The 24,836-nt window shown below is 59.0% G+C and carries 16 protein-coding genes and 1 riboswitch; of the genes, 8 read left to right on the top strand and 8 right to left on the bottom strand.

Features of this window, described 5'->3' with window-relative positions; genetic code table 11:
- The first annotated feature begins 34 nt into the window (after positions 1-34).
- Positions 35-2,188, top strand: a complete 2,154-nt coding sequence (locus tag ACFOOP_RS16620; protein ID WP_379882263.1) for an EAL domain-containing protein — start codon at positions 35-37, stop codon at positions 2,186-2,188.
- Positions 2,189-2,225: 37 nt separating this feature from the next.
- Here the strand turns inward: ACFOOP_RS16620 and ACFOOP_RS16615 are convergent, their stop codons facing one another.
- A complete protein-coding gene (locus ACFOOP_RS16615) occupies positions 2,226-2,852 on the bottom strand; it encodes a YqgE/AlgH family protein (RefSeq protein ID WP_379882262.1) in 627 nt (208 codons plus the stop codon).
- Positions 2,853-2,964: 112 nt separating this feature from the next.
- Between ACFOOP_RS16615 and ACFOOP_RS16610 the strand changes: the two genes are divergently transcribed.
- Complete coding sequence (locus ACFOOP_RS16610) at positions 2,965-3,447, top strand: peroxiredoxin (RefSeq protein WP_379882261.1); 483 nt, start codon at positions 2,965-2,967, stop codon at positions 3,445-3,447.
- Between the two features lie 28 nt (positions 3,448-3,475).
- On the opposite strand, the gene rnhA is transcribed toward ACFOOP_RS16610, so the two are convergent.
- Positions 3,476-3,904, bottom strand: a complete 429-nt coding sequence (gene rnhA, locus ACFOOP_RS16605; protein ID WP_379882260.1) for a ribonuclease HI — start codon at positions 3,902-3,904, stop codon at positions 3,476-3,478.
- Between the two features lie 22 nt (positions 3,905-3,926).
- The gene (gene ispH / locus ACFOOP_RS16600) at positions 3,927-4,910 is read right to left on the bottom strand and encodes a 4-hydroxy-3-methylbut-2-enyl diphosphate reductase (protein ID WP_379882259.1); all 984 of its coding nucleotides are present in this window, start codon (positions 4,908-4,910) and stop codon (positions 3,927-3,929) included.
- A gap of 184 nt (positions 4,911-5,094) precedes the next feature.
- Between ispH and ACFOOP_RS16595 the strand changes: the two genes are divergently transcribed.
- The 3 genes from ACFOOP_RS16595 to ACFOOP_RS16585 all read left to right on the top strand — a co-directional run bounded on the left by ACFOOP_RS16595 (position 5,095) and on the right by ACFOOP_RS16585 (position 10,958).
- Complete coding sequence (locus tag ACFOOP_RS16595; RefSeq protein ID WP_379882257.1) at positions 5,095-5,658, top strand: hypothetical protein; 564 nt, start codon at positions 5,095-5,097, stop codon at positions 5,656-5,658.
- On the top strand, positions 5,655-7,418 hold the full coding sequence (gene argS / locus ACFOOP_RS16590; protein WP_379882256.1) for an arginine--tRNA ligase: 1,764 nt from the start codon (positions 5,655-5,657) through the stop codon (positions 7,416-7,418). Before ACFOOP_RS16595 ends, argS begins: the two co-directional genes overlap by 4 nt.
- Before the next feature lie 285 nt (positions 7,419-7,703).
- The gene (locus tag ACFOOP_RS16585) at positions 7,704-10,958 is read left to right on the top strand and encodes a TonB-dependent receptor (protein ID WP_379882254.1); all 3,255 of its coding nucleotides are present in this window, start codon (positions 7,704-7,706) and stop codon (positions 10,956-10,958) included.
- 71 nt (positions 10,959-11,029) lie between these two features.
- Here the strand turns inward: ACFOOP_RS16585 and ACFOOP_RS16580 are convergent, their stop codons facing one another.
- Both ACFOOP_RS16580 and ACFOOP_RS16575 read right to left on the bottom strand, forming a co-directional pair.
- Positions 11,030-12,241, bottom strand: a complete 1,212-nt coding sequence (locus tag ACFOOP_RS16580; RefSeq protein WP_379882253.1) for an MFS transporter — start codon at positions 12,239-12,241, stop codon at positions 11,030-11,032.
- 8 nt (positions 12,242-12,249) lie between these two features.
- Complete coding sequence (locus ACFOOP_RS16575) at positions 12,250-14,604, bottom strand: TonB-dependent siderophore receptor (protein WP_379882252.1); 2,355 nt, start codon at positions 14,602-14,604, stop codon at positions 12,250-12,252.
- A gap of 240 nt (positions 14,605-14,844) precedes the next feature.
- Positions 14,845-15,013, bottom strand: a riboswitch (FMN riboswitch).
- Between the two features lie 91 nt (positions 15,014-15,104).
- On the opposite strand from ACFOOP_RS16575, the gene ACFOOP_RS16570 reads away from it, so the two are divergent.
- Entirely contained in the window at positions 15,105-16,157 is a 1,053-nt protein-coding gene (locus ACFOOP_RS16570; RefSeq protein WP_379882251.1) for an agmatine deiminase family protein, read from the top strand.
- A gap of 183 nt (positions 16,158-16,340) precedes the next feature.
- Positions 16,341-18,599 carry a M3 family metallopeptidase gene (locus ACFOOP_RS16565; RefSeq protein ID WP_379882250.1) on the top strand — a complete coding sequence of 753 codons (2,259 nt, stop codon included), beginning with the start codon at positions 16,341-16,343 and terminating at the stop codon, positions 18,597-18,599.
- Positions 18,600-18,653: 54 nt separating this feature from the next.
- Here the strand turns inward: ACFOOP_RS16565 and msrA are convergent, their stop codons facing one another.
- Positions 18,654-19,256 carry a peptide-methionine (S)-S-oxide reductase MsrA gene (msrA, locus tag ACFOOP_RS16560; RefSeq protein ID WP_379882249.1) on the bottom strand — a complete coding sequence of 201 codons (603 nt, stop codon included), beginning with the start codon at positions 19,254-19,256 and terminating at the stop codon, positions 18,654-18,656.
- Positions 19,257-19,489: 233 nt separating this feature from the next.
- Between msrA and ACFOOP_RS16555 the strand changes: the two genes are divergently transcribed.
- Entirely contained in the window at positions 19,490-21,622 is a 2,133-nt protein-coding gene (locus tag ACFOOP_RS16555) for a S9 family peptidase (protein ID WP_379882248.1), read from the top strand.
- Between the two features lie 4 nt (positions 21,623-21,626).
- Here ACFOOP_RS16555 and rnr read toward each other — a convergent pair whose 3' ends face one another.
- Entirely contained in the window at positions 21,627-23,954 is a 2,328-nt protein-coding gene (rnr, locus tag ACFOOP_RS16550; protein WP_379882247.1) for a ribonuclease R, read from the bottom strand.
- An 80-nt stretch (positions 23,955-24,034) separates the two neighbouring features.
- Positions 24,035-24,610: a M23 family metallopeptidase gene (locus ACFOOP_RS16545; protein WP_379882246.1), complete on the bottom strand. Its 576-nt coding sequence runs from the start codon at positions 24,608-24,610 to the stop codon at positions 24,035-24,037.
- Positions 24,611-24,836 lie beyond the last annotated feature (226 nt).

The following is a 24,836-nucleotide window of genomic DNA, read 5'->3' as shown; positions in this document are numbered from 1 at the left end:
CGTAGCTTTAGTCGAGGGGTTCGGGGCGAAAACTATGATGACAGTGGGTGTTTTCGGGTTGTCGGATGGATTTGCAGGGCTTGCGCAGGCCGAATTGATGCGCGGCGCAGTGGCGGGCGCCTTTATTGTCGCCATGGCTTTTCTCGCAGGTTACGCGGCGATTCGCCGAAGCGGCCTTGCGGTTTGCGCGCTTTTGATGGTCGGCGCGGCCGCGTCGCTGGAACTCTCCTGGCTTGGCTTCATGTCTTCTCTGCCCGCCGAGGCCGGTGTGATGATGCAGGCCCTGTTTGCGGCGGCGGCGATTGTTTTCCTTTCCGCCTCGGTTGGCGCGGCGCGCTATAACCCGCTGCTTGGCGGCGTAATGTTCACGCTTGCGCTCGTCATTGCCGGCATGGGCGTCATCAACTTCTTCGATCGCATCGACCTTGCGCCAATGATGCGCTGGGCGCTGATGGGCGTCGGCGGCGGCGCCTTTGTCCTGTCGCTGACCCAGGCGCTGCGCGGCGATTCAGGCGCACGTCTTATTCTGCCCGGCGTCATCATGGCCGCCTCGGCGCCGCTTCTTGGCGTTTTCGCCGCTGAGGGCTCGGCGCTTGCCGCTTTCGCTTCTCATGGTCTCTTCACCCTTGGCATTCTCGCCGCCAGCATTGTTGCGTTGACGGAAACCGGCGCCTCGCAAATGGCGGGTCCAGCGCAGCCGATGGATTTCGGCATCCGCACCTCCCACGACGCGCCGTCGCGCCAGCGTGAAGTGCGCAGCCAGCGTGAGCGCGCCGAGATTGTCCTCGACAGCCAAATCGCCCGCGTCCTCGATTATTCAGGCGTTGGCATCTGGGACTGGAGCCCTGACTCGGTGGATCAGACCCAATCGCTGCCGTCGCTTCTCGGCGCCGATTCCGATGCGCCATTCACGCCGGACGCCTTGCGCAATTTCATCCATCCCGATGACGCGGCGCGGTTCGATTCCGAACTTCTCTCGCCGGTGGATGGTCCGTTCGACGTATCCCTGAAACTTTATGACGGCCGCACCATGCGCGTGCGCGGCGCTCGGGCGGCGGATGAACAGTCCGGCGCCATTGAGCGCATCGTCGCTTTTGTGGAAAGCATTTCCGCCGGGGGCAACGGCGTCAATGAAGAGCGCCTGCGCTCGGCGACGACCGCTGCGGTGGTGCCGTCCGCCGATCCCATGACAGCGAAGCTTTCCGCGGCGCTGGCCAATGGCGATATCGTCGCCGCTTTCCAGCCGATCGTTTCTCTCGATAATGAGAAGATCGCCGGTTATGAAGCGCTTGCGCGCTGGCGCGGTCAGGAAGCTGGAGCAGAGGAAGGCCCGGAGCGTTTCGTGCGCGCGGCTGAGCGCATCGGCGAGGGCGGGGCGCTTGCCGAAACCATGCTCAATCAGGCGGCGGCGTTTCTGTCCGACGCCTTGAAAAAAGAGAAACGCAAAGATCTGTTCGTCGCCATGAATGTTTCCTGGGGACAGATGCGCGACTCGTCTTTCCTTGAGGCTGTGCGCGCGGCGGTTTCGACCTATCAGTTGCCGAAGAAAGCGCTGGTGCTTGAACTGACGGAAGCCGATGCGGTCACTGACGCCAAACTTGCGGGCGAAGTCTTTCGCAATCTGAAAAACAGCGGCGTGGCGCTCGCTTTTGACGATTTCGGGGCCGGCTTCACCTGCCTGTCGAATTTGCGCAAATACGACTTTGATTATCTCAAGATCGATAAGTCTTTTGCTACGGATATCGAATCCGGCGGCGACGGCTCGAAAATCGTCGCGTCTCTCGCCAGCCTCGGCAAGGATCTCGGCCTTAAGGTCATCCTTGAAGGCGTTGAGTCCAAAGCAGCATCATCGAAGGCTCGCCAGATCGGCTGCGCTTACGGTCAGGGCTATGCTTTCGGCAAACCGGTTTCTGTTGAATCCGAAATGGATGAAACGCCGGTCGAAAACGAGCCTGAACCAGCGGCCGGGTTTAGCGGCGGGCAGCAGGATGACGTGACACCGCAGGACAGCGCCGATCATGCCGCGCCGGTTGAAGCGGCAGCCGAGCCTGAGAATGACGACGCGGCCACAGAAACGCTGGACGACAAGCAGGCGTTCCAGCCGTCATTCGCCGGCGCAGACGATGATGAGGAAGATCCCAAGCCGCGCCGCTGGCGTCTGTGGGGCGGCGAGCGCGATCTGCGCTAGTTGAACTCCAGCTTGCCGGAAAGGTCAGTGACGCCCGTCAGTTGAGGGGCTGATTCTCATCGCGCACAGAGGCCCATTCCGGCGACAGCATGGCGCTTGTGACGCCAAGCTTAGCAAGCGCACGGTTCCACAAGGGTTCAAAGGCGCCGCCGAAAATCATTTCCTCATCGGGCTCGCAATGCGCCCAGGCGTTCATGGCGATCTCTTTTTCGAGCTGTCCGGCGCCCCAGCCCGCATGACCGATGGCGAGTAGGAAGCGTCGCGGCGCAGGACGCTCAGGCTTTTCTCCGGCGATATCGATCAGAATATCGCGGCTAGCCGTGAGCCCGAGCTGTTCATCCAGCGCCAGTGTTGTGTCTAGTTTATAGTCAAGCGTATGCAGGACCAGACCGCGCTCTGTTTGCACTGGGCCGCCGAAAAACACTGGCGTTTCATCAGCGTCTTCTTGCGGAGCGATTTCAAGCTGCTCCAAAAGTTCGGAAAGACCAATGTCGTCAAGCGGCTTGTTGACGATCACGCCCATGGCGTGATCCTCGTCATGCGCGCACAGAAAAACGACGGAGCGCTCAAAACGCGGGTCGCCCATATTGGGCATGGCGATCAGAATCTGGCCGCCGAGATAGTCCCGGACGGCATCGCCGGGAGCGGATGGTTTCTTACCCATGGCCAATGAGGGTAAGGCCGGTGTGAAGTCGATGCAAGGGGGTGTTTGCCGGTGGACGAACGCCCCCGCGGAGCCTAAAACCCGCCAAACTTAAGAAAAGGAGACCTAAAAAGTGAGCATTTCAGTCGGCGATAAAATTCCTGATGTAAAAGTGATGGTGGCGACCAGCGAAGGCCCGCAGGCGGCGCAGACCAGTGAGCTGCTCGGTTCGGGCAAGGTGGCGCTATTCTCCGTACCCGGCGCATTCACGCCGACCTGTTCGGCGAAGCACTTGCCGGGCTTTGTCGAGAAGGCTGGTGAGTTTAAATCCAAAGGCGTCGACAAGGTCGTCTGCATGTCGGTCAATGATGCATTCGTCATGGACGCTTGGGGAAAGAACCAGAACGCCGGCGACAAGGTAGTCATGCTGGCTGACGGCAATGGCGATTTCGCTCGCGCGCTAGGTCTGACCATGGACGGCAAGGGCTTTGGCATGGGCGAGCGTTCGCAGCGTTTTTCCGCTGTGATCGAAAACGGCGTCGTCAAACATCTGAATGTTGAAGCGCCGGGCGCATTCGACGTTTCCAGCGCCGAACACATGCTCGGCCAGCTTTAGAAATAAACAGGACGCAGGGTTGGCGGCGTCAGGCGAAAGCCTGCGCCGCCTGTCTTGCAAGTTCGTCGACGCGTTCGTTTTCCGGGTGGCCGTTATGACCTTTCACCCAGCGCCATTCGACATGGCGCTCCGCCGCCAGCGCATCGAGCGCTTCCCAGAGATCTTTGTTCTTCACGGGCTGTTTTGAAGCATTCTTCCAGCCGTTCCGTTTCCAGCCCTTGATCCAGCTTGTGATGCCGTTCTTCACATACTGGCTATCGGTGTGAAGGGCGATGCGGGCGCCTTTCGGCAATTCTTCCAGCGCACGGATCGCGGCCAGCATTTCCATGCGGTTGTTGGTGGTGTCAGATTCGCCGCCATTGAGTTCGCGTTCTTCACCTGCATCGATGATCAAAACGCCCCATCCGCCGGGCCCCGGATTGCCGAGGCAGGCGCCGTCGGTGAAGACTTCAATCATGTTATTTCCTGACAGGTGACGCTTAACTGGCGAGACGAAGCGGCGTGTTGAAGACCACATTCTCCCGCGCGGTTTCGATATGATCGAGGCGCAATTTGCGGCGCGCCGCCAGCGCGGTCAAGAACTCCTCGACAAGGCTTTCCGGCGCCGACGCGCCCGCGCTGAGGCCGAGCGTCGTCACGCCCTCAAGCCGCGCCCAGTCGAATTTTCCTGCATCTTCGACAAGCGCTGCATCAGCGGCGCCTGCGATTTTCGCAGTCTCAACAAGCCGCGTCGAATTGGAGGAGGTCGCCGATCCGATCACTACGAAAAGATCGCATTCTTTCGCGGCGGCTTTCACGGCGTCCTGACGATTGGACGTGGCGTAACAGATGTCTTCTCTCGCGGGGCCTGCAATGTCCGGAAATCGAGCTTTCAGCGCCGCGATCATGTCTTTGGTCTCATCGACCGAGAGCGTTGTCTGGGTCGAATAGGCAAGCGGGCCGCGCAAGCAGGGCAGAGCCGCCACATCTGCGAGCGTCTCAACCAGGATCACGGCGCCGTCCGGCGCCTGGCCCATGGAACCCATGACTTCAGGGTGGTTGCGATGGCCAATGAGAATGACGGTACGGCCCGCCATGTCATGACGGCGGATCTGATTATGGACCTTGAGCACCAGCGGGCAGGTGGCGTCGATCTTGATAAGGCCGCGCGCCGAGGCATCCATATGCGCCGATTGCGGCGCCCCATGAGCGGAGAAAACCACGGGGCGGTCTTTTGGGACGGTCTCGAGGTTTTCCACAAAGACAGCGCCCATAGCTGAGAGCCGCGCCACCACATGAGTGTTGTGGACGATTTCGTGGCGCACATAGACCGGCGCTCCATGAAGCGCCAGCGCCTCCTCAACGGTGCGAATCGCCCGCTCTACGCCAGCGCAAAACCCTCGCGGCGAGGCAAGCCGAACGGTGAGCGGCGGCTTTCCTGCGCGGGTTTTTTGTGACGATGTGCTGGGCGCTGGTTTATGCACGAGGGGTCGCCGGTCCTTTTTCTCTGGGCGTCAGCCTCGTTTGCCGTCATTTGGGACATTGCGCCATCTGCGGCGAGAGGCTACGAGATGATGCCCCTCAAGCGGGGCTTCCCTGAGGCGGACATGAGGTGTTCTCTAGACCGTCTCAAGGCGGAATTGTGCTTTGATATAAGGGTTCTGGCTAATGAAGAAACTGTCCGTTGCAGCGCTATTCGCCGCACTCGCCGTCACCGGATGCGTGAGCGACGAAGCCAAGGAGCGACGCGCGGCCCGCGAGGGGAACCCGGCGCCATGTCCGAATATCGTCGTCTTGAACGAAGCCTCCCGGTTTATCGAGTTCGATGGCGATCAAACTATTGATAATGTGGCCTATTCCGGTGAGGTGGTGAATGTGACCTCGACCTGCCGGTATTTTGAGGATGAGCCGATCGATGCGGGGCTCACCATCGATCTGGCCTTCGGAAAGGGCCCCAAGGGGGAGCCGGGTAAAAAGTCCTTCACCTATTTCGTCGCCGTGACCCGCAAGGATTCGGAAGTCATCGCCAAGACGGAGTTTCCCATTGAGGTGAGCTTCGGCGACAATGCTGTGGAGACGGCCCGCGCCGATATCGACAAGATCATCATCCCGCGCGCCAATGAAACCATCTCCGGCGTCAACTTTGAAATCATTGTCGGCTTTTCGGTGACGCCGCAGCAGGCGATCTTCAACCGCTCCGGCAAGAGTTTGAAATTCCCGAATCTGAAATGACGTTAAAAGACGAACTGTCCGCAATCGTCGGCGAAGCTTTCGCCGCCGAGGGGCTTGATCATGCGCTGGGCGCTGTGAAAAGCGCCGACCGCCCGGATCTCGCGCAGTTTCAGTGCAATGGCGCGCTGGCCGCGGCGAAGGCCGCCAAGAAAAATCCGCGCGAGATTGCGAACGCCATCGCGGACAAGCTTTCAGCGCGGTCTGAATTTGCGGAAATTACAGTTGCGGGCCCTGGCTTTATTAATCTGAAGTTGACGCCAGAATTTCTGTCTGCGCGTCTCGATGCGCTGGCCGCGGACGCTCGTCTCGGCGCATGGCTGAAGCCTGCGCCGGAGAAGATCGTCATCGATTATGGCGGGCCGAATGTGGCCAAGCCGCTCCATGTGGGGCATTTGCGCGCCGCGATTATCGGCGAGAGCCTGAAGCGGATCATGAGATTCGCGGGCGATAAGGTGACCGGCGACGTTCATCTCGGCGATTGGGGCTTGCAGATGGGCCAGCTCATTTCCGAGTTGGAGCTTCGCCAGCCGGATCTTGTCTATTTCGATCCGGAAGCGAGCGGCCCATTCCCGGAAGAACCGCCCATAAGCCTTTCCGATCTTGAGGAAATGTATCCGGCGGCTTCGGCGGCGTGCAAAGCCGACAAGGCGCGCGCCGACGTCGCGCGCAAGGCGACCAAGGCGTTGCAGGCCGGACGGCCCGGCTATCGCGCCCTATGGCGCCATTTCGTCGACCTCTCGGTCAACGCCATGAAGAAGGACTACGCCGATCTCGATGTGGAGTTCGATCTCTGGAAAGGCGAAGCGGACGCCGATCCGCTGATCCCCGAGCTAACGCAAGACCTTAAAGAGCGCGGGATCATCGAACTCTCGGACGGCGCCGAGATCATCCGCGTCGCGCGGGACGATGATAAAAAAGAGATGCCGCCCATCATCTTCGTCAACTCCGAAGGGGCGGTGGGCTATCACGCGACGGACGTCGCCACGATTGTTGACCGCAAGCGCGAGCTCGATCCTGACCGCATGCTCTATGTGGTGGATGCGCGCCAGCGGCTGCATTTCGAGCAGGTCTTCCGGGCGGTGGACAAGGCCGGCTATTTTGACGAGGCGCGGCTCGAGCATCTCTGGTTCGGGACCATGAACGGCAAGGACGGCAAGCCCTTCAAAACCCGCGAGGGCGGCACCCTGAAACTCCGCGATTTCATCGACATGGTGACGGACAGGGCGCGTGAGCGCCTCAATGAGAACGGTTTCGCCGAAGGCTATAGCGCCGAGGAGACCGAGGAGGTCGCCCGCCAGGTCGGGATCGCCGCGCTGAAATTCGCCGATCTCTCCAACCCGCGGACCAGCGACTATATATTCGACCTTGACCGCTTCATGGCCTTTGAGGGCAAAACCGGGCCTTACCTTCTTTATGCAAGCGTGCGGGTGCGCTCCATGGTCGCCAAAGCGACGACCGCCGGCGCGGGCGAGGCGGGGCCGGTGAAAATCACCATGCCAGAGGAGGCGGACCTGGCGCTAACGCTGCTTGGCTTCGCAGATGCCCTGCGTGACGCCTATGAGCGGCGCCTGCCGCATCTTCTCTGCGATCATGCTTTCGGCCTGGCCCAGAGCTTCTCGAAATTCTACGCCGCCTGCCGAATTGTAGACGAAGCAGACGCATCATTGCGGGCGTCTCGACTTACCATGGCGTCAGCGGCCGGCGGACAGCTCGATCTGATCCTTTCCCTGCTTGGGTTCTCCGCGCCGGAGCGGATGTAGACGCCGAATCTGTTGCACTGCGCACACACTCGGCTTTCTAATTATCAAGGCGATGAGTGGAAGATGCTGTTATCCCATAACAGCCATGCGCTAACCTCGCGTGATTCCATATAGATTTTTCCACAATATAGCGTCCGGGAAAGTTCTGCCGAAACGTCGCAGAAGTTTCAGGAAAAGCCGGATGAATTGTCATTGAACTGTCATCTGATATGCCTAATGCCAGTCGCGTTATCGCGCCGCACAGACGGGGTTGCGGCATCTCAGTTCCAGCTTGGGGAATATCAAATGAAGCTAATGAAAACGCTCTCCGCCGGTGTGGCGGCGGTTGCGCTCACGACCGCGTTCGCCACTGTGGCGACGCCAGTGCTTGCGCAGCAAACAACGTCGGACGTTCGCGGCGTCGTAACAGACGAAGCCGGTTCGCCAGTCGCCGGCGCATCGGTCACCGTGGTCGATACGCTGACCGGCACGACCCGCCGGACCTCCACCGATGGACAGGGCCGTTTTGCTCTTCAGAACCTGTCCGCGACGGGCAACTACTCCGTCACCGTAACGGGTTCAGGTTACCAGGGTGAAGCCGTTGAAGGCGTACGTCTTTCACTTGGCGACACAACGACAGTTTCTTTCAGCCTCGCACGCGCCAGCGCTGGCAGCGATGAAATCATCGTTGTTGCTACCCGCTCCGCTGTCGGCGAAGTGGCGCTCGGCCCGAATGCAACATTCGACTTCGATGATCTCCAGTCTACGCCTGCTGTCAGCCGCGATATTAAAGACATCATCCGCGCTGACCCGCGTCTCTTCATCGAAGAGTCCAACGGCAACGGCCTTCAGTGCGCCGGCGCCAGCCCGCGCTTCAACAGCCTGACCGTTGACGGTATCAAGCTGAACGACAACTTTGGTCTCAACTCCAACGGTTACCCGACGGAACGCCTTCCGTTCCCGTTCGACGCGATCAACCAGGTCGCGGTCGAGCTTGCGCCGTTCGACGTTGAATATGGCGGCTTCACAGGTTGTAACATCAACGCAGTCACGCGTTCGGGTTCCAACGAATTCCACGGAACAGGCTGGTTCGACTACACCAATGACTCGCTCAATGGCGGTTCGATCAACGGCTCTTCTTTCGATAAGGGCGACTTCAGTGATTTCCGCTTCGGCGCCACGCTGTCCGGTCCGATCATCAAGGACAAGCTGTTCTTGTTCGTTGCTTACGAGAAGATCAATGAAACCAACATCATTGGCCGCGGCCCGGCGGAAGCTGGGGCAATTGGCGTTGCAGGCGTCAGCCAAGCTCAACTCGACCGCATCGTCGATATTGCGCAAACTCTTTATGGCTACACGCCGACACCGCTTCCGAGCGCTGTGGGTGAAGATGATGAGAAAATCCTCGCAAAACTGGATTGGAACATCAACGACTTCCACCGGGCGTCGTTCACTTACAACCGCAACACCGGCAACAATCTGACGGCGTCTGACGACGATCCGAACGAGTACGAGTTTTTTGACCACTATTATAACCGCAGCACCAAGCTGACGTCTTATTCCGGTCAGATTTTCTCTAGCTGGTCCGACAATTTCTCTACAGAAGCACGCGTTTCCTACACCACCAACGATACGGGGCAGGAATCGGTTAACGGCACCGACTTCGGTGAAGTTCAAATTCGCACCGAAAACAATGGCGAAACGGCTGTTGTATATCTCGGCGCTGATGACTCTCGTCATTCGAACAAGCTTGATACGAAGACCCTGAACATGAAGTTCAAGGCCGATTATCAGATGGGCAATAACCTGTTCACCATCGGCTTCGAACGTGAAACGGTCGATATCTTCAACCTGTTCATCCAGCATACGGAAGGCGAATATCGCTTCGACAGCGAATTCTTCCCGGACATGGATCAGAATATCGACGCGTTTGAACTGGGTCTGGTCGACGACATTTACTACGGCAACGCCGGCGGCACGAACAATCCTGACGATGGCGCTGCGAGCTTCAAGTTCGCGACAAACACCCTCTATGTTCAGGACGAGGTTGATTTCGATGAAATCGGGCTCTCCTTCACTGCTGGTTTCCGTTGGGATTTCTACGGTTCCAACGACGTTCCTGCGCTTAACAACAATTTCGTTTCACGGAACGGCTATGCGAACACAGAGACCTTTGACGGCAAAGGCCTTCTTCAGCCTCGTTTCGGTTTCAACTGGAACGCGACAGACAGCCTGACCATTCGTGGCGGCGGCGGTCTCTTCTCCGGCGGCAACCCGAATGTGTGGCTCTCGAACAGCTATCAGAGCGACGGCATTACCACGATCCAGGTCAGTGACCGTGACACAACACTCGGCGCATTCACCTATATCGAAGATGAAGGTGGCATGGGGCGTCCGTTCTGGGGCGTGCCGGAGAGCTTCTACAACGACGTAGCTAGCGGCACGGCGAATGTCGGCGTGAATGCGATTGACCCGAACTTCAAGGTTCCGTCGCAGTGGAAAGCCGCTCTTGGCGCGACTTATGTCTTCGGCGACAACTACAACCTGATGCTCGATTTCATCTACACAGATGACAAAGACGCAGCAGGCATTGTCGACGCGACGCTTGAGCCAGTTGGCACAGCACCCGACGGCCGCCCGATTTACACCAGTATCGATCGCTCGGATCCGGATTGCGTCAATCCGCTTTCTATGGACTGTTCGGACCGTGCGTTTAACCAGGACTTCATCCTGACCAACAATGACGGCGGCAAGCAGAAAGTGTTCTCTGCGGCTCTGTCTAAGGACTATGAGTTCTCCGGCGGCGCACGCGCGAACTGGACGCTCGCTTATGCCTACACGGATGCTAAAGACCGCAACCCGATGACGTCATCGGTCGCGTTCTCAAACTTCGTGAACTTCTCGACCTCTGATCCGAACAATCCGGGTCTGGCAAACTCGAACTATGAAGTGCCACACCGCTTCACGGTTCGTGCCGGCGTCGACTTCCCGATCTTCAGCGATTACTACACAAGCATTGATCTGTTCGGCGTTGTTTCTCAGTCGCGTCCGTACAGCTTCGTGTTTGCTGACGGCGGCGATATCTTCGGCGATGGGCTCGACGGTCGTCACCTGCTTTATGTGCCGACCGGTGCGGGCGATCCGAATGTGATCTTTGACGCTGGCTTCGACACGGCGGCGTTCTTCGCGATGATCAGCGATCTCGGTCTCGACGAATATGCAGGTCAGATCGCCCCACGGAACGCGTTCCAGTCTGACTGGTTCTCCCAGTGGGATGTGCGCATTGAGCAGGAACTGCCGGGCGTTCTTGGCGGTCACAAAACCAAGGCGTTTGTTGTCCTCGACAACATCGGCAACCTCATCAATGATGAATGGGGCGTCATCAACCAGGCCGGCTTCCCGGGTAGCGTTGAGCTCGTTGAGGTTGATGAATCCGGTTTCGGCCCGAACGGTGAGTATATCTTCACAGACTTCCAAACTGTGACGCCGGAATCGATCCAGTCACCTGTTACGGGTGCTTCTGTCTGGCAGATCCGCGTTGGCGTGAAGTACGAATTCTAATCCCGTCAGGGATAGGATGGAAAAAGGCGGGCTTTTTAGCCTGCCTTTTTCTTTGCCCGGAAGTCTGTGCATCAATCCATGTTCGGATTGCGAATGAAGAGAGCGGCGGCTGCGAGGGTCGCGGCGCCTCCTCCGTAAATCATGAAGATCGGTGAGAAGCCGCCGAAGAGATCGCCGGTCAGCCCCGTCAGCGTCGGGCCCAGCATGGCGATGGTGGCGAACAAATTCATCGCGCCGAGGATAGCGGGTGAATTTTTGAGCCCGAAATATTCGATGGTGAGCACTGTTGTTGCGAACAGGATCATGCCGAAAGCGAAGCCTTCAAACAGCGCGAAGATGACCGCGATAGCGCCCGTCGATGCGAAAGAGAGCGCAAACATGCCGAGCGCTTCGGCGCCAAGACCGGCGATCAGCAAATGGCGCGCCTTGAAGGATTTGACGGCGACGCCGCCGGCGGCGCGCGCGATCGCGTTGGAGGCGGCGTGCAGGCTCAACATGGCGCTGGCGAAGCCTGCGGAGAGGCCGAGGCCGGTCAGATGCGTCACCGCCCAGCTTGAAACGGAGACGCCGCAAAAATAGGCGGCCATCAAGGCGCCGCCGACGAGATAAAAAGCCGGCGCGCGCAACGCCTCTTTCAAGGTCCATTCGCGCGGCGCTGTCTTGTCGGCTTCCGGCGCCGCCGCGTCCGCCGTCTCCGGCGAGGGTTTCAAAAAACGGCTATCTGCGAAAATCAGAACCGCAGCGGTGAGCGCCAGGATCAGCCCCATGGCGAGGCGCCAATAGTGCCGCCAGTCGCCGCCGCCTTCGATCAGCGCATGGGCGAGCAAGGGTCCGGCGACGCCGCCGGCGCCGCCCGCCGCGAGATAGGCGCCGATCATGAAATTGCGCCGCTTCGCCGAGACGGTTTGCGCAATGACATAGGTGCTCGGCACGTTGGCGAGGAGAGCGAACCCGGCGCCAAGCAAGGATGTTGCGATGAGGTAGGGAACCAGGCTGTGGGCCGCCGCGAGGAGTGCGAAGCCCGACGCCATCGCCGCGCCGCCCGCCGCATAATTGCCGCGCAGACCGAGCCGTTTCAGGCTTTCCGCAGCGACGGGGCTGAACAGGCCTGTGAACAGCGCCAGCGCCGTAAAACCAAATCCCGCTTCGGTCCAGCTCCATTGCAGCTCTGCGATCATGGCGGGCAAGACGACGCCAAGCGAAGCGAAGGTCGCCGCCGTGATGTGAAAGAAGATCAAGCTGAGGACAAGAAACAGGCCCGCCGCCCGCGCTGAAACAAACATGAGGGTTCCTAGAATTTCGCTCTTAAGGTGATGGTGAATTCGCGCCCGCGTCCGGGCAAAGCGCCCACTTCTTCATAGACATTCTGCACAGGGATGAAGTGACGCTTGTCAAACAAGTTATCGATATTTGCGATGAGAGAAAGATCGCCGATCTCGTAAAACAACGCCGCTTTCGCCAACACATAGTCGGGAAAGATGATGGCGTTTTCGATCTTGCCGCCGGTCTCGCCCACATAAACCGCGCCCAGCGATGCGCCGAACGCGCCGAGGCGGGTTTGCGGTCCCGTATAGGTGATAAAACCGGAGGCGAGCCATTCCGGCGCGGTGTTGCGCGCATAACCGCCCTGAAGCTCCGCAAGACACGACGCGTTCAGCGCGGCAAACAGTCCGCCATAACCATCCGTTGGCGCGAGCCCGGCGCGCGTGGGCGGGATCACCACAAACTCGCCATTGCCGGAGCCGCAGGCTCCTGGAGCGCCGATGCGCGTTTCCTGCCAGGTGACCGCGCCGTTGACTGAGAATGCGTCGGACAGGAGATATTTCAGCTCCGCCTCGACGCCTTTCGATGTTTCCTCATCGAGATTGCCAAACGGATCGGCGCGCTGGCGGGTCTGACGGTAAAAGGCGAGAGACCCCGCCAGATCGCGCCGCGAGAGTTTGAGGCCTGCCTCATAGAGCTCGGAATCAGCGACGAAATTCTGCTGGTCGACGCGGTCGACCTCGATGCCGCCGCCATCATTGGTTTCGAGCGCGTTGTTCTCCGCATAGGTCGCATAGAGTGAGAGCGCATCGAATACGTCATAGCGTAGCGATAATTCGTAACTGGGTCGAACGTCGCTGTCCTTCAGCCGCACAAATCCCAGCGCCGGATTGAAGATTGTGTTTCCTGTATTGATTGATGACGCGGTGAACCGGTCGAGGCGCAAACTCGCCAGAAGGTGCAGACGTTCGTAAAATGCGATGTCGCTGACGGCGAAGAAGGCGAGATCCGTGGTTTTTGAATCGAGGTCGGTGTCCCAGCCGATGCCATTTGCTTCCTGCGAAAACGGATCGTCGAAAATGTCGCTTCCCGTGGGACCGACCGTTAAGTCGCGGCGGTCAACAGCGAGATAGCCGGAAAGAAAGGTCTGCCGGGTTTCATTGTTATAAGAACGATAAGAGGCGCCGATCAGCGCATCCAGCGTCACCGGGCCTGCGCTGAGATTGAAGCCGTAGCTGCCGCGCAGTTCATAAACATCGGCGACATATTCCGCCGCGAAGCCGTAACTCACATAAAGATCGCTATCCATGGAGTCGTAAAACGCCTGCAGACGCAGCGTGTCATCGCCCAGCGTCCAGGCGAAGTCTGCATAGGCTGTGACAGTCTCGGCTTCGGCGATGTCTTCATCCGCGATATAAACAGTGCGCGGTGACAGCTTCTCAGTCCCGACGCCTTCATCAAGCGCGAAGGCAGGCGAGGGGAAGACGCCGAAATCGACTAGCTGGCGAATGTTTGACGTGCCGAAGAAAGAGCCGACTGCGCCGTCGACCTCGTCGGGCGTTAGTTTGCCGTCGCTATTGAGGTCGGCAAGGTCGGTGTCGCGCCCGGTGATGTAGGTTCCGTTATCGATGAGGTCTTGCGTGACGCGGTTCCAGCCAATGGTTTGTTTGTAACCGCTGGAGTTGAAATAAGCGCCGCCGATTTCCGCTTCGAAACTATCGCCCGCTAGTGTGAAAGCCGACTGAACCAGCGTTCTTTCCGGCGATATGCCGCGATAGAAGCTGTCGGAGTTTTCATACTCTGCGTGGGCGTAAAGACCGCCATTGCGTCCGGCAAGATCAAAGGCAATTCCTGCATCGCCGCGTATGATGCGTTTGTCATAGGAGCCAATTGTTCCCTCAAGAGCGAGGAGGTGGCCTTCGGCGTTGACGTCTTTCGCGGTGCGGGCGGTCAGTGGCGTGATGTTGAGGAAACCGCCGACGCGGCCTGCGCCATAGATCGCCGGCGTCGGCCCCTTGACGATTTCAATGCGTTCCGACGCGCCCAATGGCGTCGGGAACGTGCCGGGGTTTTCAATGCGCTTGAAGCCGCGAAAATAGGTGTCGGCGCGGTTGCCGCGAAGCGAGACGGAACCGGGCACGCCAAAGAAACTGCCTGTAAAGGTTCCGGGCGCAAAGGCGGCGAGGTCGTCGACGGTCTCTATGGAAAAGCGGTCGATCAGCGCATCGGAGATGACATTCACACTGCGCGGCGCCTCGGCGTAAGAAAGGTCCAACCCCATCACCGCGCGGCTCGCATTCAGTTCTACGAGCTCCAGCGGGTCGGCGACGACGATAATCTCGTCCCGGACAGGATCTTCCTGCGCCCACGCCGTCCCCGCCATGAGGCATATCGCCAAACTCAAACTCGCCTTACGCATCGCACCCGTTCCTGCGCTTCACAGCGCATTTCAGAATCGGGGATGGAGGGGGAAGGCGGACAAAGCCCGCAATGACGAGCGCCCGCAATGACAAACGCCCGCAGTCGTGCGAACGCCGTAACACAGGGCGGAATCCGCCCATGCGCATACCGGAAAGAACAGGCGCGCTAACTCCTGACAAAGAGGGAGCGCCGTCCTTTCCGCGTCAATCTTCTCTCATCCGGACTATGACCGTCGGCTCCGGGCTCTCACCGGTATCTGCTCTGACTAAGGACCTGAAGGGGTCTTTTCGTCTCGGCTCGCGGGCTCGTCGAAGGTGTAAATCCTTCGCATTACCGCCGGTGGGGACTTTCACCCCGCCCCGAAGATTACTATGTCGCGGATTGCTCCGCGGGGCCTATATAGGGTGAAAGCCGCCAAGCGGCAAGAATCGCGAACACTGAGGATAGTTAAGGGACCATCTAATGCTTTCTTCCCGCCGTCAGCCCGCAGAATGGGCGCCCCACGACGCCGTCTGGATTGGCTGGCCCAGCGCCGCCGATTTGTGGGAGGACGATTTGGGGCCGGCGCGCGCCGAGGTCGAGGATTTTATCCGGGCGATCCTGTTTCCCGGCGGCGGACTTTTCGGTGAGCCTGTACAGCTGCTGGCCCGCGGCGCCGACGCCATCGCGGCGGCGGAAATCATGCGAAGCCGCCTGCCGGAGCCGTCCTTGCTGACAATCCATGAAGCCCCGATCGGTGATGTCTGGCTACGCGACACCGGACCTGTTTTCGCCAGAGACGATAGCGGCGCTCTTGTCGCGAGTGCGTTGCGCTTCAATGGCTGGGGCGGAAAATATCAGCTTCCGGAGGATGACCGCATCGCGGATATTGTCGCCGAGCGCGCTGATGTGCGCTTGCGCCGTTTCACTGATTTCATAGGCGAAGGCGGCGCCCTGGAGACGGATGGGGAAGGGACCTTCATCACCACGCGGCAATGCCTCCTCAATGACAACCGCAATCCCGGCATGAGCGAGAAGGATGTGGAAGCGGTATTGAACGCAGCTTTCGGCGCGGAAAAAGTGATCTGGATCGATGAAGGGCTTCTGGGCGATCATACCGATGGTCATGTGGACAATCTCGCGCGCTTTGTGGCGCCGGGAAAAGTAGTCTGCATGCGCCCCTTTGGCGAAGACGATCCGAATGCTGAAATTCTGGCGGAGATAGAGAAAACGCTTACCGCCGCGACCGATGCGAGGGGCCGCAAGCTTGAGATCGTGACGGTTCCGTCGCCCGGCCGGGTGGAGATTGACGGCGAGCCGGCCGCCGCCAGCCATATGAATTTTTACATCGCCAATCATTCGATGATCATGCCGAGTTATGAAACCCTGAGCGGAAACGCCGCGCCGGGACTCGAAGCGGCGGAAACGCTGAAAGCGCTGATCGACCGGCCTTATTTTTGCGCCGTTGATTCCTCTCATCTTCTTACCGGCGGCGGCTCTTTCCATTGCATTTCCCAGCAGCAACCCAGGGTTTGACGGGTGGGCGGGCTCGCCGACGAAGCGACCGGATTTTGCGGTGAACCGAGCGCCTCTCCGCCGTTCGGACTTGCAAGCCACGCCGCTGACGATCAGGATACCGCCCAACTAGGGGCCGCTTTTGCTGGGCGTGAAAGCGGATTTGGGCATAGCTGAATGACAGATAAGAAAGGAGCCGCACCCATGCGGATGAAAACTCTTGTATCGACAATGGCGCTGACAATTGCGCTTTACGGTTGCGGGCGCGAGAACGCGTCGACCGATGCATCGGCGGAAACAGAACAGGCGACAATGAGCGAAGCAGTAAACGAAGATATTGGCGATCTGTTTGCGGGCATTGAACCTGCGACGACTGACAATGAAGCAGCGAATATCCTGCTCTCCCCCTTTGACGGACCTTATAATGGCGTGCCGCATTTCGACCAGTGGGATATCAGCGGCATTAAACCGGCCCTGGAAGCAGCGATGGAGAAAAACCTCGCTGAAGTCGATGCGATTGTTAACAATCCCGAGGAGCCGACTTTCGCCAATACGATTATTGCGCTGGAAAAAACCGGCGATGAGATCGGGCGCGGTTTCGCCTATTGGGGCATCTGGTCATCCAACATGTCTTCGCCGGAGTTTCGCGATATCCAGAGCGAACTGGCGCCAGTCCTTTCGGAGTTTTTCTCTAAGATCAATCAGAACGAAGCTTTGTTTGCGCGGGTTAAGGCGGTTTACGAAGGCGAAGAGTATAAAACCTTGCGCCCCGATCAGCAGCGTCTCGTTTGGCTCACCTATGACGGCTTCGCCTCCAATGGCGCCACCCTCGAAGGCGAGGCGAAGCAGCGCTATGCGGACATCAACAAGCGTCTCGCCGAGCTGCACACGAAATTCGCCAATAATGTTCTTCACGATGAAGAAGAGTACGCGATCTATTTCGATGAAGACGAAGCCAGCGGTTTGCCGACCGACTTCATGGCCGCGGCGAAATCCGCGGCGGAGGCCAAGCCCGGTGACGGCGCTTACGCCGTCACAAATACGCGCTCTTCCATGGACCCGTTTCTGACTTTCGCGGACAATCGCGATCTGCGCCAGCAAGTCTGGGAGATGTATTACAGCCGCGGCGACCATGGCGATGAGTATGACAACAACGCTCTGATCGCCGAAATTCTTCAGCTTCGCGATGAGCGCGTGAAGCTGCTCGGCTATCCGAACTACGCCGCCTGGCGTTTGCAGAACCGCATGGCGAAAACGCCCGAAGCGGCTTTCGGCCTGATGGAGGCCGTATGGCCCGCGGCGGTCGCGCGCGTTGAAGAAGAAGTTGCGGAAATGCAGGAGATTGTCGACGCAGAAGGCGGCGGTTTTGAGATCGCGCCATGGGACTATCGCTATTACATGGAGAAAGTCCGCAAGGCGAAATACGATCTCAATTCCGATGAGGTGAAGCAATATCTCCAGCTCGACAAGCTACGCGAAGCGATGTTCATGGTCGCAGGCGAGCTTTTCAATTTCAAATTTACGCCCATCGAAGACGGTGTCGTGCCGGTGTGGCAGGAAGACGTCCATGTCTGGGAAGTGACCGACAAAACCTCCGGCAAGCTGATTGGCGTATGGTATCTCGATCCTTTCGCACGGCAGGGTAAACGCTCTGGCGCCTGGGCGTCGGGCTTCCGCGGTCATGAAACGCTGGACGGCGTTGAGAAAACAGTGCTGGCGACTAACAACTCCAACTTCGTTGAACCCGCGCCGGGCCAGCCGGTTCTCGTTTCATGGGATGACGCGGAAACCTTCTTCCACGAGTTCGGTCATGCGCTTCATTATCTGTCATCCAATGTCGATTATCCGACCTTGAATGGCGGCGTGCGCGACTACACCGAGTTCCAGTCGCAATTGCTGGAGCGCTGGTTGTCCACGGACAAGGTGATCGATAATTATCTCGTGCACGCGGAAACTGGCGAAGCCATGCCGGAAGAGCTGGTGAACAAGATCAAGGCGGCGTCGACCTTCAAACAAGGCTTTGACACCACAGAATATCTCGCCTCCGCGCTTGTCGACATGAAGTTTCACATGGTGGATCCGACCGGCATCGATCCTGACAAGTTCGAGCGGGAAACGCTGGCTGAGCTTGGCATGCCTGATGAGTTGCCCATGCGTCACCGGTCCCCGCATTTCGGGCACATCTTCTCCGGGGAAGGCTATTCCGCCGGCTATTACGGCTATATGTGGGCGGATGTGTTGACCGCGGATGCTGCTGAAGCGTTCGCTGAAGCGCCGGGCGGTTTTTACGACAAGGAAGTCGCCAAAAAACTCGTCGACAACCTCTTCGCGGTTCGCAATGCCGTTGACCCGGCGGACGCTTATCGCGCCTTCCGTGGCCGGGACGCCAATATCGAGGCGCTAATGCGCGATCGTGGCTTCCCGATCCCCGGGTCGGACAGTGATAAGCAGACGATCGAATAGAGGTCGTATTAATAAGCACCGAAAACGCCGCTGCCTTGCAGCGGCGTTTTTGTTTTATGAATGACTGCCCCAGACTTTGTTGACGCGGCGGTCGCGCCCGCAACTGGTGCGGTAGAATTTATAACGCACAGGGTTTTTCTTGTAATAATCCTGATGATAATCTTCCGCATCCCAGAATTGCGTGAACTCGACAAGCGGCGTCACGACCTCTTCGCCAAGCTCTGCGGCCGCTTCTTCCTTGGAGGCAAGGGCGGCGTCATACTCATCGGCGTTGGCGTAAAAAACCGCTGTCGTATAGGCGTGTCCGCGGTCGCAAAATTGTCCGCCGTCATCGAGCGGGTCCACATGCCGGAAGAAGTAATCAACCAGCTCGCGATAGGTGACGATCGATGGATCGTAAGGTACGCGCACAACTTCGCGATGACCTTCATGGTCCTTGTAAGTCGGGTTCTGTTTCAGACCGCCTGCATAGCCGGAGACCACGTCGCCGACGCCGTCGAGTTTTTCAAAATCTGATTCCATGCACCAGAAACAACCGCCCGCGAAAACGGCGCTTGCACTCGCATTGATGGAATGATCCTTATCCGGGGCGTCCTCTGCGCAAGCGGCGGCGCTGACAAGGGCGCACGCGGTGAGGGCGGAAAGAAATTTTTTCATGGGAGGGTCCTCCTTCTTGACGACCATATGCGTCTGGGCGCGCTGATACGCCAGAGGGGATTTGCCGGTCTCACCTGATTGTTATGGCGGAGGCCTCATGCGTTACTGTAAGGCGACAAGGAAAATGCATGAAAAACAAGGATATGAATAGATTGCCTCTGACCTGGCAAGCGTATTAAGTCTGGCTGGATCAAGGCCCCTTTTGGCGGCGGCTCAGGTAAAAAGAGAACCCTATGACCCAGCGCGATCCCTTCGCCGAAGCGCGCAAGATTGATGCGCCCGCGATTGAAAAACGTCCTGTCGAGACTACGCAGCATGGCGAGACGCGCGTCGATAATTACGCCTGGTTGCGTGACAGCGCTTGGCAGGAGGTGTTGCGCGATCCATCAAAACTCACGAGCGATATTCGCGAGGTGCTGGATGCGGAGAACGCCTATTACGCTGCGGTGACGGACGACCTTGAGCCGTTGCGCAAAAAGCTTTTTGCGGAAATGCGCGGGCGCATCAAGGAAGATGACAGCGATGTGCCGGCGAAAGACGGCGACTGGAAATACTGGACGAAATTCCGCGACGGCGGCGAGTATCCTGTATTCCTGCGCGAAAAAATTGCGGGTGGCGCAGAACAGATCATCTATGACGGCGATGCGGAGCGGGGCCAGTCGGAATTTTTCTCAATCGGAGATGTCGCCCACAGCCCTGATCACAAACTCGCGGCAATTGCGACGGATCGGCTGGGCTCTGAATATTACACCATCCGCATCAGGGATATGGCTACGGGTGACGAATTGCCCGACCTTATCGAAAGCGCAGATGGTTCTGGCGCGGTCTGGGCCGCCGATTCGAAAAGTTTCTTCTATGTGGAGCGGGACGACAATCAGCGTTCGAAATGGGTGAAGCTCCACCGGCTCGGGGACGACCCTGCGAATGACCGGCTTGTCTATGAAGAGACAGATGACGCTTATTTTATCGGCGTCCATAAAAGCCAGAGCGGCGAGTATATTTTCATTTCCTCCAGCAACCACGTCACCGGGGAAACGCGGTTCGTGCGGGCCGATGCGCCGGATGACGCGTTACAATTGATCGCGCCGCGCGAGCCCAATGTGCTCTACGATGTGGACCATCACGGCGATCAGTTCTTCATCCAGACCAATGACGACGGCGCCGTCGATTACAAGATCGTCACCGCGCCTGTCTCTGCGCCGGGTAAGGAAAACTGGAAAGACTGGCTGGCGCACAAACCGGGCAGCCAGATCGTTACCTTTACGGCGTTCAAAGACTATCTTGTCCGGGTGGAGCGTGAAAACGCTCTGCCGCGCCTTGTCATTTCGACTTATGACGGCGATGAGCATGTCGTATCGTTCGATGAGGCGGCTTACGCGCTCGGGATGCATGCCGGCTTTGAGTATGACACCAGCGTCATCCGTTTCACTTATGAATCGCCATCGACGCCGGAGCAAACTTTTGACTATGCCATGGCGTCGCGTAAGCGAACGCTTTTGAAAACACAGGAAGTGCCGAGCGGTCATGACGCCGCGCTCTATGTGGTGGAGCGGATTGAGGCGGACGGCGAAGGCGGCGCCAAAATTCCGGTGACGATCCTGCGCCTTAAAACAACGCCAAAAGACGGCTCGGCGCCGGCCTTGCTCTATGGCTATGGCTCCTATGGGTTGTCGACGCCCGCGTCCTTTTCCACCAACATCCTGCCGCTGGTGGATCGCGGCGCCGTTTACGCTATCGCCCATATTCGCGGCGGCGCCGACAAGGGCCGGCAATGGTATCTTGACGGCATGCTTGGCAAGAAGATGAACACTTTCACCGACTTCAACGCCGCGGCGGAGACGTTGATCAAAGGCGGCTACGCCTCGCCGGGCCGGATCGTGAGTTATGGCGGCAGCGCGGGCGGGCTCCTGGTCGGGGCCGCCTTGAATTTACGGCCCGATCTTTATGGCGGCGTTATCGCGGCTGTCCCGTTTGTCGATGTCGTCAACACCATCTCAGATGCGGAGCTGCCGCTGACGCCGCCTGAATGGGAGGAGTGGGGCAATCCCGTCGACAGCGCCGAGGCGTATGGATGGATCGCCGCCTATTCGCCTTACGACAATATCCAGCATACGGACTATCCGCCGATCATGGCGACAGGCGGGCTTGCTGATTACCGCGTCACCTATTGGGAGCCGGCGAAATGGATCGCGCGCCTGCGCGATGAGGCGACGGGCGGACCATTTGTGTTGCGCATGAATATGGGCGCGGGCCATGGCGGCTCAGCCGCGCGGTTCGAACGCCTTGACGAGCGTGCGCATCTTTACGCCTTTGCCTTGAAGGTCTGGGGCCTCGAAGAAGCAGAGCCCGTGAAGCACGAGAAGTAGGGGCTTAGCTTCGCCGCGGTTTGGCGTTCGCCTTGCTGCGCTTTTTCTTCTTTGCTGTCTTGTCGGATTTGCCCCTGGACGGCGCCCGCTTTTTGGTCTTGGCCTTTTTGCCATAGCCCGGTTTTGAGGGGGCGCCGCCGCGTCCTTTGCGTTTTGGCGATCCGGGCAGGGGATCGGACAGCATTTCAAAGCGAAGCCCGCCCGTCAGGGGCGCCGCCTCTGCGAGCTTGACCTTGACCGGTTGGCCGAGGCGGAAAACGCCGCCAGTGGAATCGCCGGTGACGCAATGTTCCTTTTCTTCGAACGTAAACCGCTCCGAGCCGATGGAGCGCATAGGGATGAAACCGTCCGCGCCAGTCTCGTCGAGCATGACAAAGAGCCCGAATTTGGTGACGCCGCGGATGCGCGCATCGAACTCCACCCCGACCTTGTTTTCGAGGTAGCCCGCAAGATAGCGGTCATTGGACTCGCGTTCGGCCGCGATGGATCGGCGTTCGAGATCGGAAATGTCTTCGGCGACCTTGGACAGCGCCTTGGCTTCCTTTTCCGTCTGGCCGTTTGCGCCAAGTCTGAAAGCTTTCACAAGCGCGCGGTGCACCGTGAGGTCCGCATAGCGGCGGATTGGCGAGGTGAAATGCGCATAACGGCCGAGATTGAGCCCGAAATGGCCGACATTCTCGGTGTCGTAAATCGCCTGCCGCTGCGACCGCAGCACGACTTCGGAGACCATCTCTTTTTGATCGCGCTCGCCAGCGAGTTTCAAAAGCTGGTTGAAATTGGCGGGGCGGATCGCGCCTTTTGACAGCGAATAATCGAGCGTGCCTAGATAGTCCCGCACGGTTTCGAGTTTTTCCGGGTCCGGCGTGTCGTGGACGCGATAGATCAGCGCCGTCTTTGCGCGTTCCAGCGCCTCGGCGGCTGCGACATTGGCGAGGATCATGAATTCTTCGATCACACGGTGCGCATCGAAGCGTTCGCGCTTGATGACTTTTGCAACATCGCCATTATCGTCGAGGATGATTTTGCGCTCGGGCAGGTCGAGATCGAGCGGCGCGCGTTTTTCGCGCTCCTTCATGCGCGCATGGAAGGCGTCATAGAGATTTGTCACAACGCTTTTGATCTGCGCTGAGGCGGGCCCGCCGTCGCTGATTTCCTGCGCTTCTTCATAAGCGAGTTTTGCGTGAGAACGCATGAGCGCGCGCATGAAGCGATGGCTCTTTTTGACTCCGCCCGAAGTGATGACCATTTCGACCGCGAGGCAGGGGCGGTCTTCATCGGCGCGCAGCGAACACAGATCGTTCGACAACCGCTCCGGCAGCATGGGAACCACGCGATCGGGCAGATAGGTTGAGTTGCCGCGTTTCAAGGCTTCTTTATCGAGTTCTGAGTCCGGCTTCACGAACCAGCTCACATCGGCGATGGCGACAATGACGCGGAAGCCGCCGGGATTATCCGGATCGTCGTCCGCTTGCGCGAAGACGGCGTCGTCATGGTCTTTCGCGTCCGCCGGGTCGATGGTGATCAGCGGCGTCTCGCGCAGATCCGTGCGATCGCCCAGCGGCGGCAGTTTCGCTTTTTCCGCTTCGGCGAGCACGGCGGCGGGAAAGTCCGTGGGGATGCCGTGATTGGCGAGCGCGATGGTGGAGTAGGCGTGCTTGTCGTCAATATGGCCGGTGACGGAGCGCACCCGCGCTTTTTTCGGTCCGTAGCCGCGGGCGTTTTTGGTTTCGATCCAGACAAGGTCGCCGTCCTTGGCGCCGCCCTCATCGCCCTCGTCGATTGTGAAGTTGTCGCGCACCCGCCGTTCCACCGGTTCGGCGACGCCGCCCCGGCGCTTTTTGTAAAAGACCGCGAGAAAACGATGCGCGCCTTTGCCGATGGCCTTGATGATGTCGGCGTCATAGCCGTCATCGCCCGCCGGAAAGAGTTTCGCCAGCAAGCGGTCGCCGACGCCTGGAGATGGTTTCACCTTGGCGGCGCGGCGGGCGGAAAGACGGATCAGCGGCGGCTCCGTTTCGCCGCGCCAGTTCGCCGGCATGCACAACAGGTCGCCGTCCTCATCTACGGACATGACGTCAATCGGCGCCACAGAGGGCAGGGCGTCGGCTCGCTCTATACGCTTGCCGCCTTTGAGGTTGATGGCGCCTTCTTCGTCCAGCTCTTTCAAAATCCGGCGCAAATCGGCCCGCGCTTCACCCTTTACGCCAAAGGCGCGCGCGATGTCGCGGCGCGCGACCTCGCTGTCGGCGTCTTTGAGGTAGGCGATGATGTCTTTTTTGGAAGGAAGACCGGTCTTATTCGGTCCGGATTTGGATTTTGTGCGCTTGGCCAATGTCTGCTTTCATCTTGTCGTCTTGATGGCCGGATAGCACGGTTCGGCGCTGAGCGCGAACGCTGTTATACCAGCTGGTGCTAATTGCCCACCGTGAGGGGGTTATGGCGGCGTCCGTCCACGAGAATTTCGTAATGGAGGTGAATGGCTGTCGCATTGCCGGTGTCGCCCGTGCGGCCGATTAACTCGCCTTTAGAAACGCGTTTGCTGCGTTTCAGGCCCGGGGCGTAGGCGGAAAGATGCGCATAGCGTGTCTCTACGCCGCGACCATGTCGGATCATGACTGTCTTTCCATAACCGCGAATGGTCTCGACAGCTTCAATAACGCCTTCGCCGCCTGCAAAAACCGGCGCCGGGCGGCCCGTGTATAGATCAACGCCATGATGAAACGACCCGGCGCCGCCGCGGCGCGGCCCGAAGCCTGATGACACACAGGCATCGACCGGCGCGCGCCAGAGGCTTGCGCCGTTCACTGTCGCCTGAGGATCGTAATTGGCGATCCGCATGTCGCCGCCTGTCGCCGGCGCGTTGGAAATGACAACGCCGGGGCAGAGGCTGAGCGAGGAAAAGTCGCGGTCGCTTGGGCGTGAGGACGGCGCCGACGCGCAGGCGGCGATGAAACTGAGGAGAACAAATAATGCTGCGGCCCGAAACATTCGCTTAGTCTTTCACATCCGGGGAAAGGCGCAAGATGCGCCGCCGCAGATTAAAAGCGCGAAAGATACGAGAGCGTTAAGAAGCGCCGACAAATCCGCAAGGGTTTTCGGGCGACTTCCGGCGGCATATCCCGTTGCCGCCGGAAGGCAATGTTTTGGCTGGGTTTTAGCTGGCATTTAACTAGACAGGCCGTGCGTGAAGATCGGCAACTCGCCGTCTTCCTTT

The organism is Hyphococcus aureus, from assembly GCF_042643165.1.
In the GTDB taxonomy this organism is placed as follows: Bacteria; Pseudomonadota; Alphaproteobacteria; order Caulobacterales; family Parvularculaceae; genus Hyphococcus; species Hyphococcus aureus.
This window is presented reverse-complemented; position numbering and strand designations above follow the sequence as displayed.

What these genes read in the sequence shown, in the direction of transcription:
- ACFOOP_RS16585 (WP_379882254.1), top strand. Translation starts at nt 7,704, where the DNA reads ATGAAGCTAATGAAAACGCTCTCCGCCGGTGTGGCGGCGGTTGCGCTC.
- ACFOOP_RS16565 (WP_379882250.1), top strand. Translation starts at nt 16,341, where the DNA reads ATGCGGATGAAAACTCTTGTATCGACAATGGCGCTGACAATTGCGCTT.
- argS (WP_379882256.1), top strand. Translation starts at nt 5,655, where the DNA reads ATGACGTTAAAAGACGAACTGTCCGCAATCGTCGGCGAAGCTTTCGCC.
- ACFOOP_RS16555 (WP_379882248.1), top strand. Translation starts at nt 19,490, where the DNA reads ATGACCCAGCGCGATCCCTTCGCCGAAGCGCGCAAGATTGATGCGCCC.
- ACFOOP_RS16615 (WP_379882262.1), bottom strand. Translation starts at nt 2,852, where the DNA reads ATGGGTAAGAAACCATCCGCTCCCGGCGATGCCGTCCGGGACTATCTC.
- ACFOOP_RS16620 (WP_379882263.1), top strand. Translation starts at nt 35, where the DNA reads ATGATGACAGTGGGTGTTTTCGGGTTGTCGGATGGATTTGCAGGGCTT.
- msrA (WP_379882249.1), bottom strand. Translation starts at nt 19,256, where the DNA reads ATGAAAAAATTTCTTTCCGCCCTCACCGCGTGCGCCCTTGTCAGCGCC.
- ACFOOP_RS16575 (WP_379882252.1), bottom strand. Translation starts at nt 14,604, where the DNA reads ATGGCGGGGACGGCGTGGGCGCAGGAAGATCCTGTCCGGGACGAGATT.
- ACFOOP_RS16545 (WP_379882246.1), bottom strand. Translation starts at nt 24,610, where the DNA reads ATGTTTCGGGCCGCAGCATTATTTGTTCTCCTCAGTTTCATCGCCGCC.
- rnhA (WP_379882260.1), bottom strand. Translation starts at nt 3,904, where the DNA reads ATGATTGAAGTCTTCACCGACGGCGCCTGCCTCGGCAATCCGGGGCCC.
- ACFOOP_RS16595 (WP_379882257.1), top strand. Translation starts at nt 5,095, where the DNA reads ATGAAGAAACTGTCCGTTGCAGCGCTATTCGCCGCACTCGCCGTCACC.
- ACFOOP_RS16580 (WP_379882253.1), bottom strand. Translation starts at nt 12,241, where the DNA reads ATGTTTGTTTCAGCGCGGGCGGCGGGCCTGTTTCTTGTCCTCAGCTTG.
- ACFOOP_RS16570 (WP_379882251.1), top strand. Translation starts at nt 15,105, where the DNA reads ATGCTTTCTTCCCGCCGTCAGCCCGCAGAATGGGCGCCCCACGACGCC.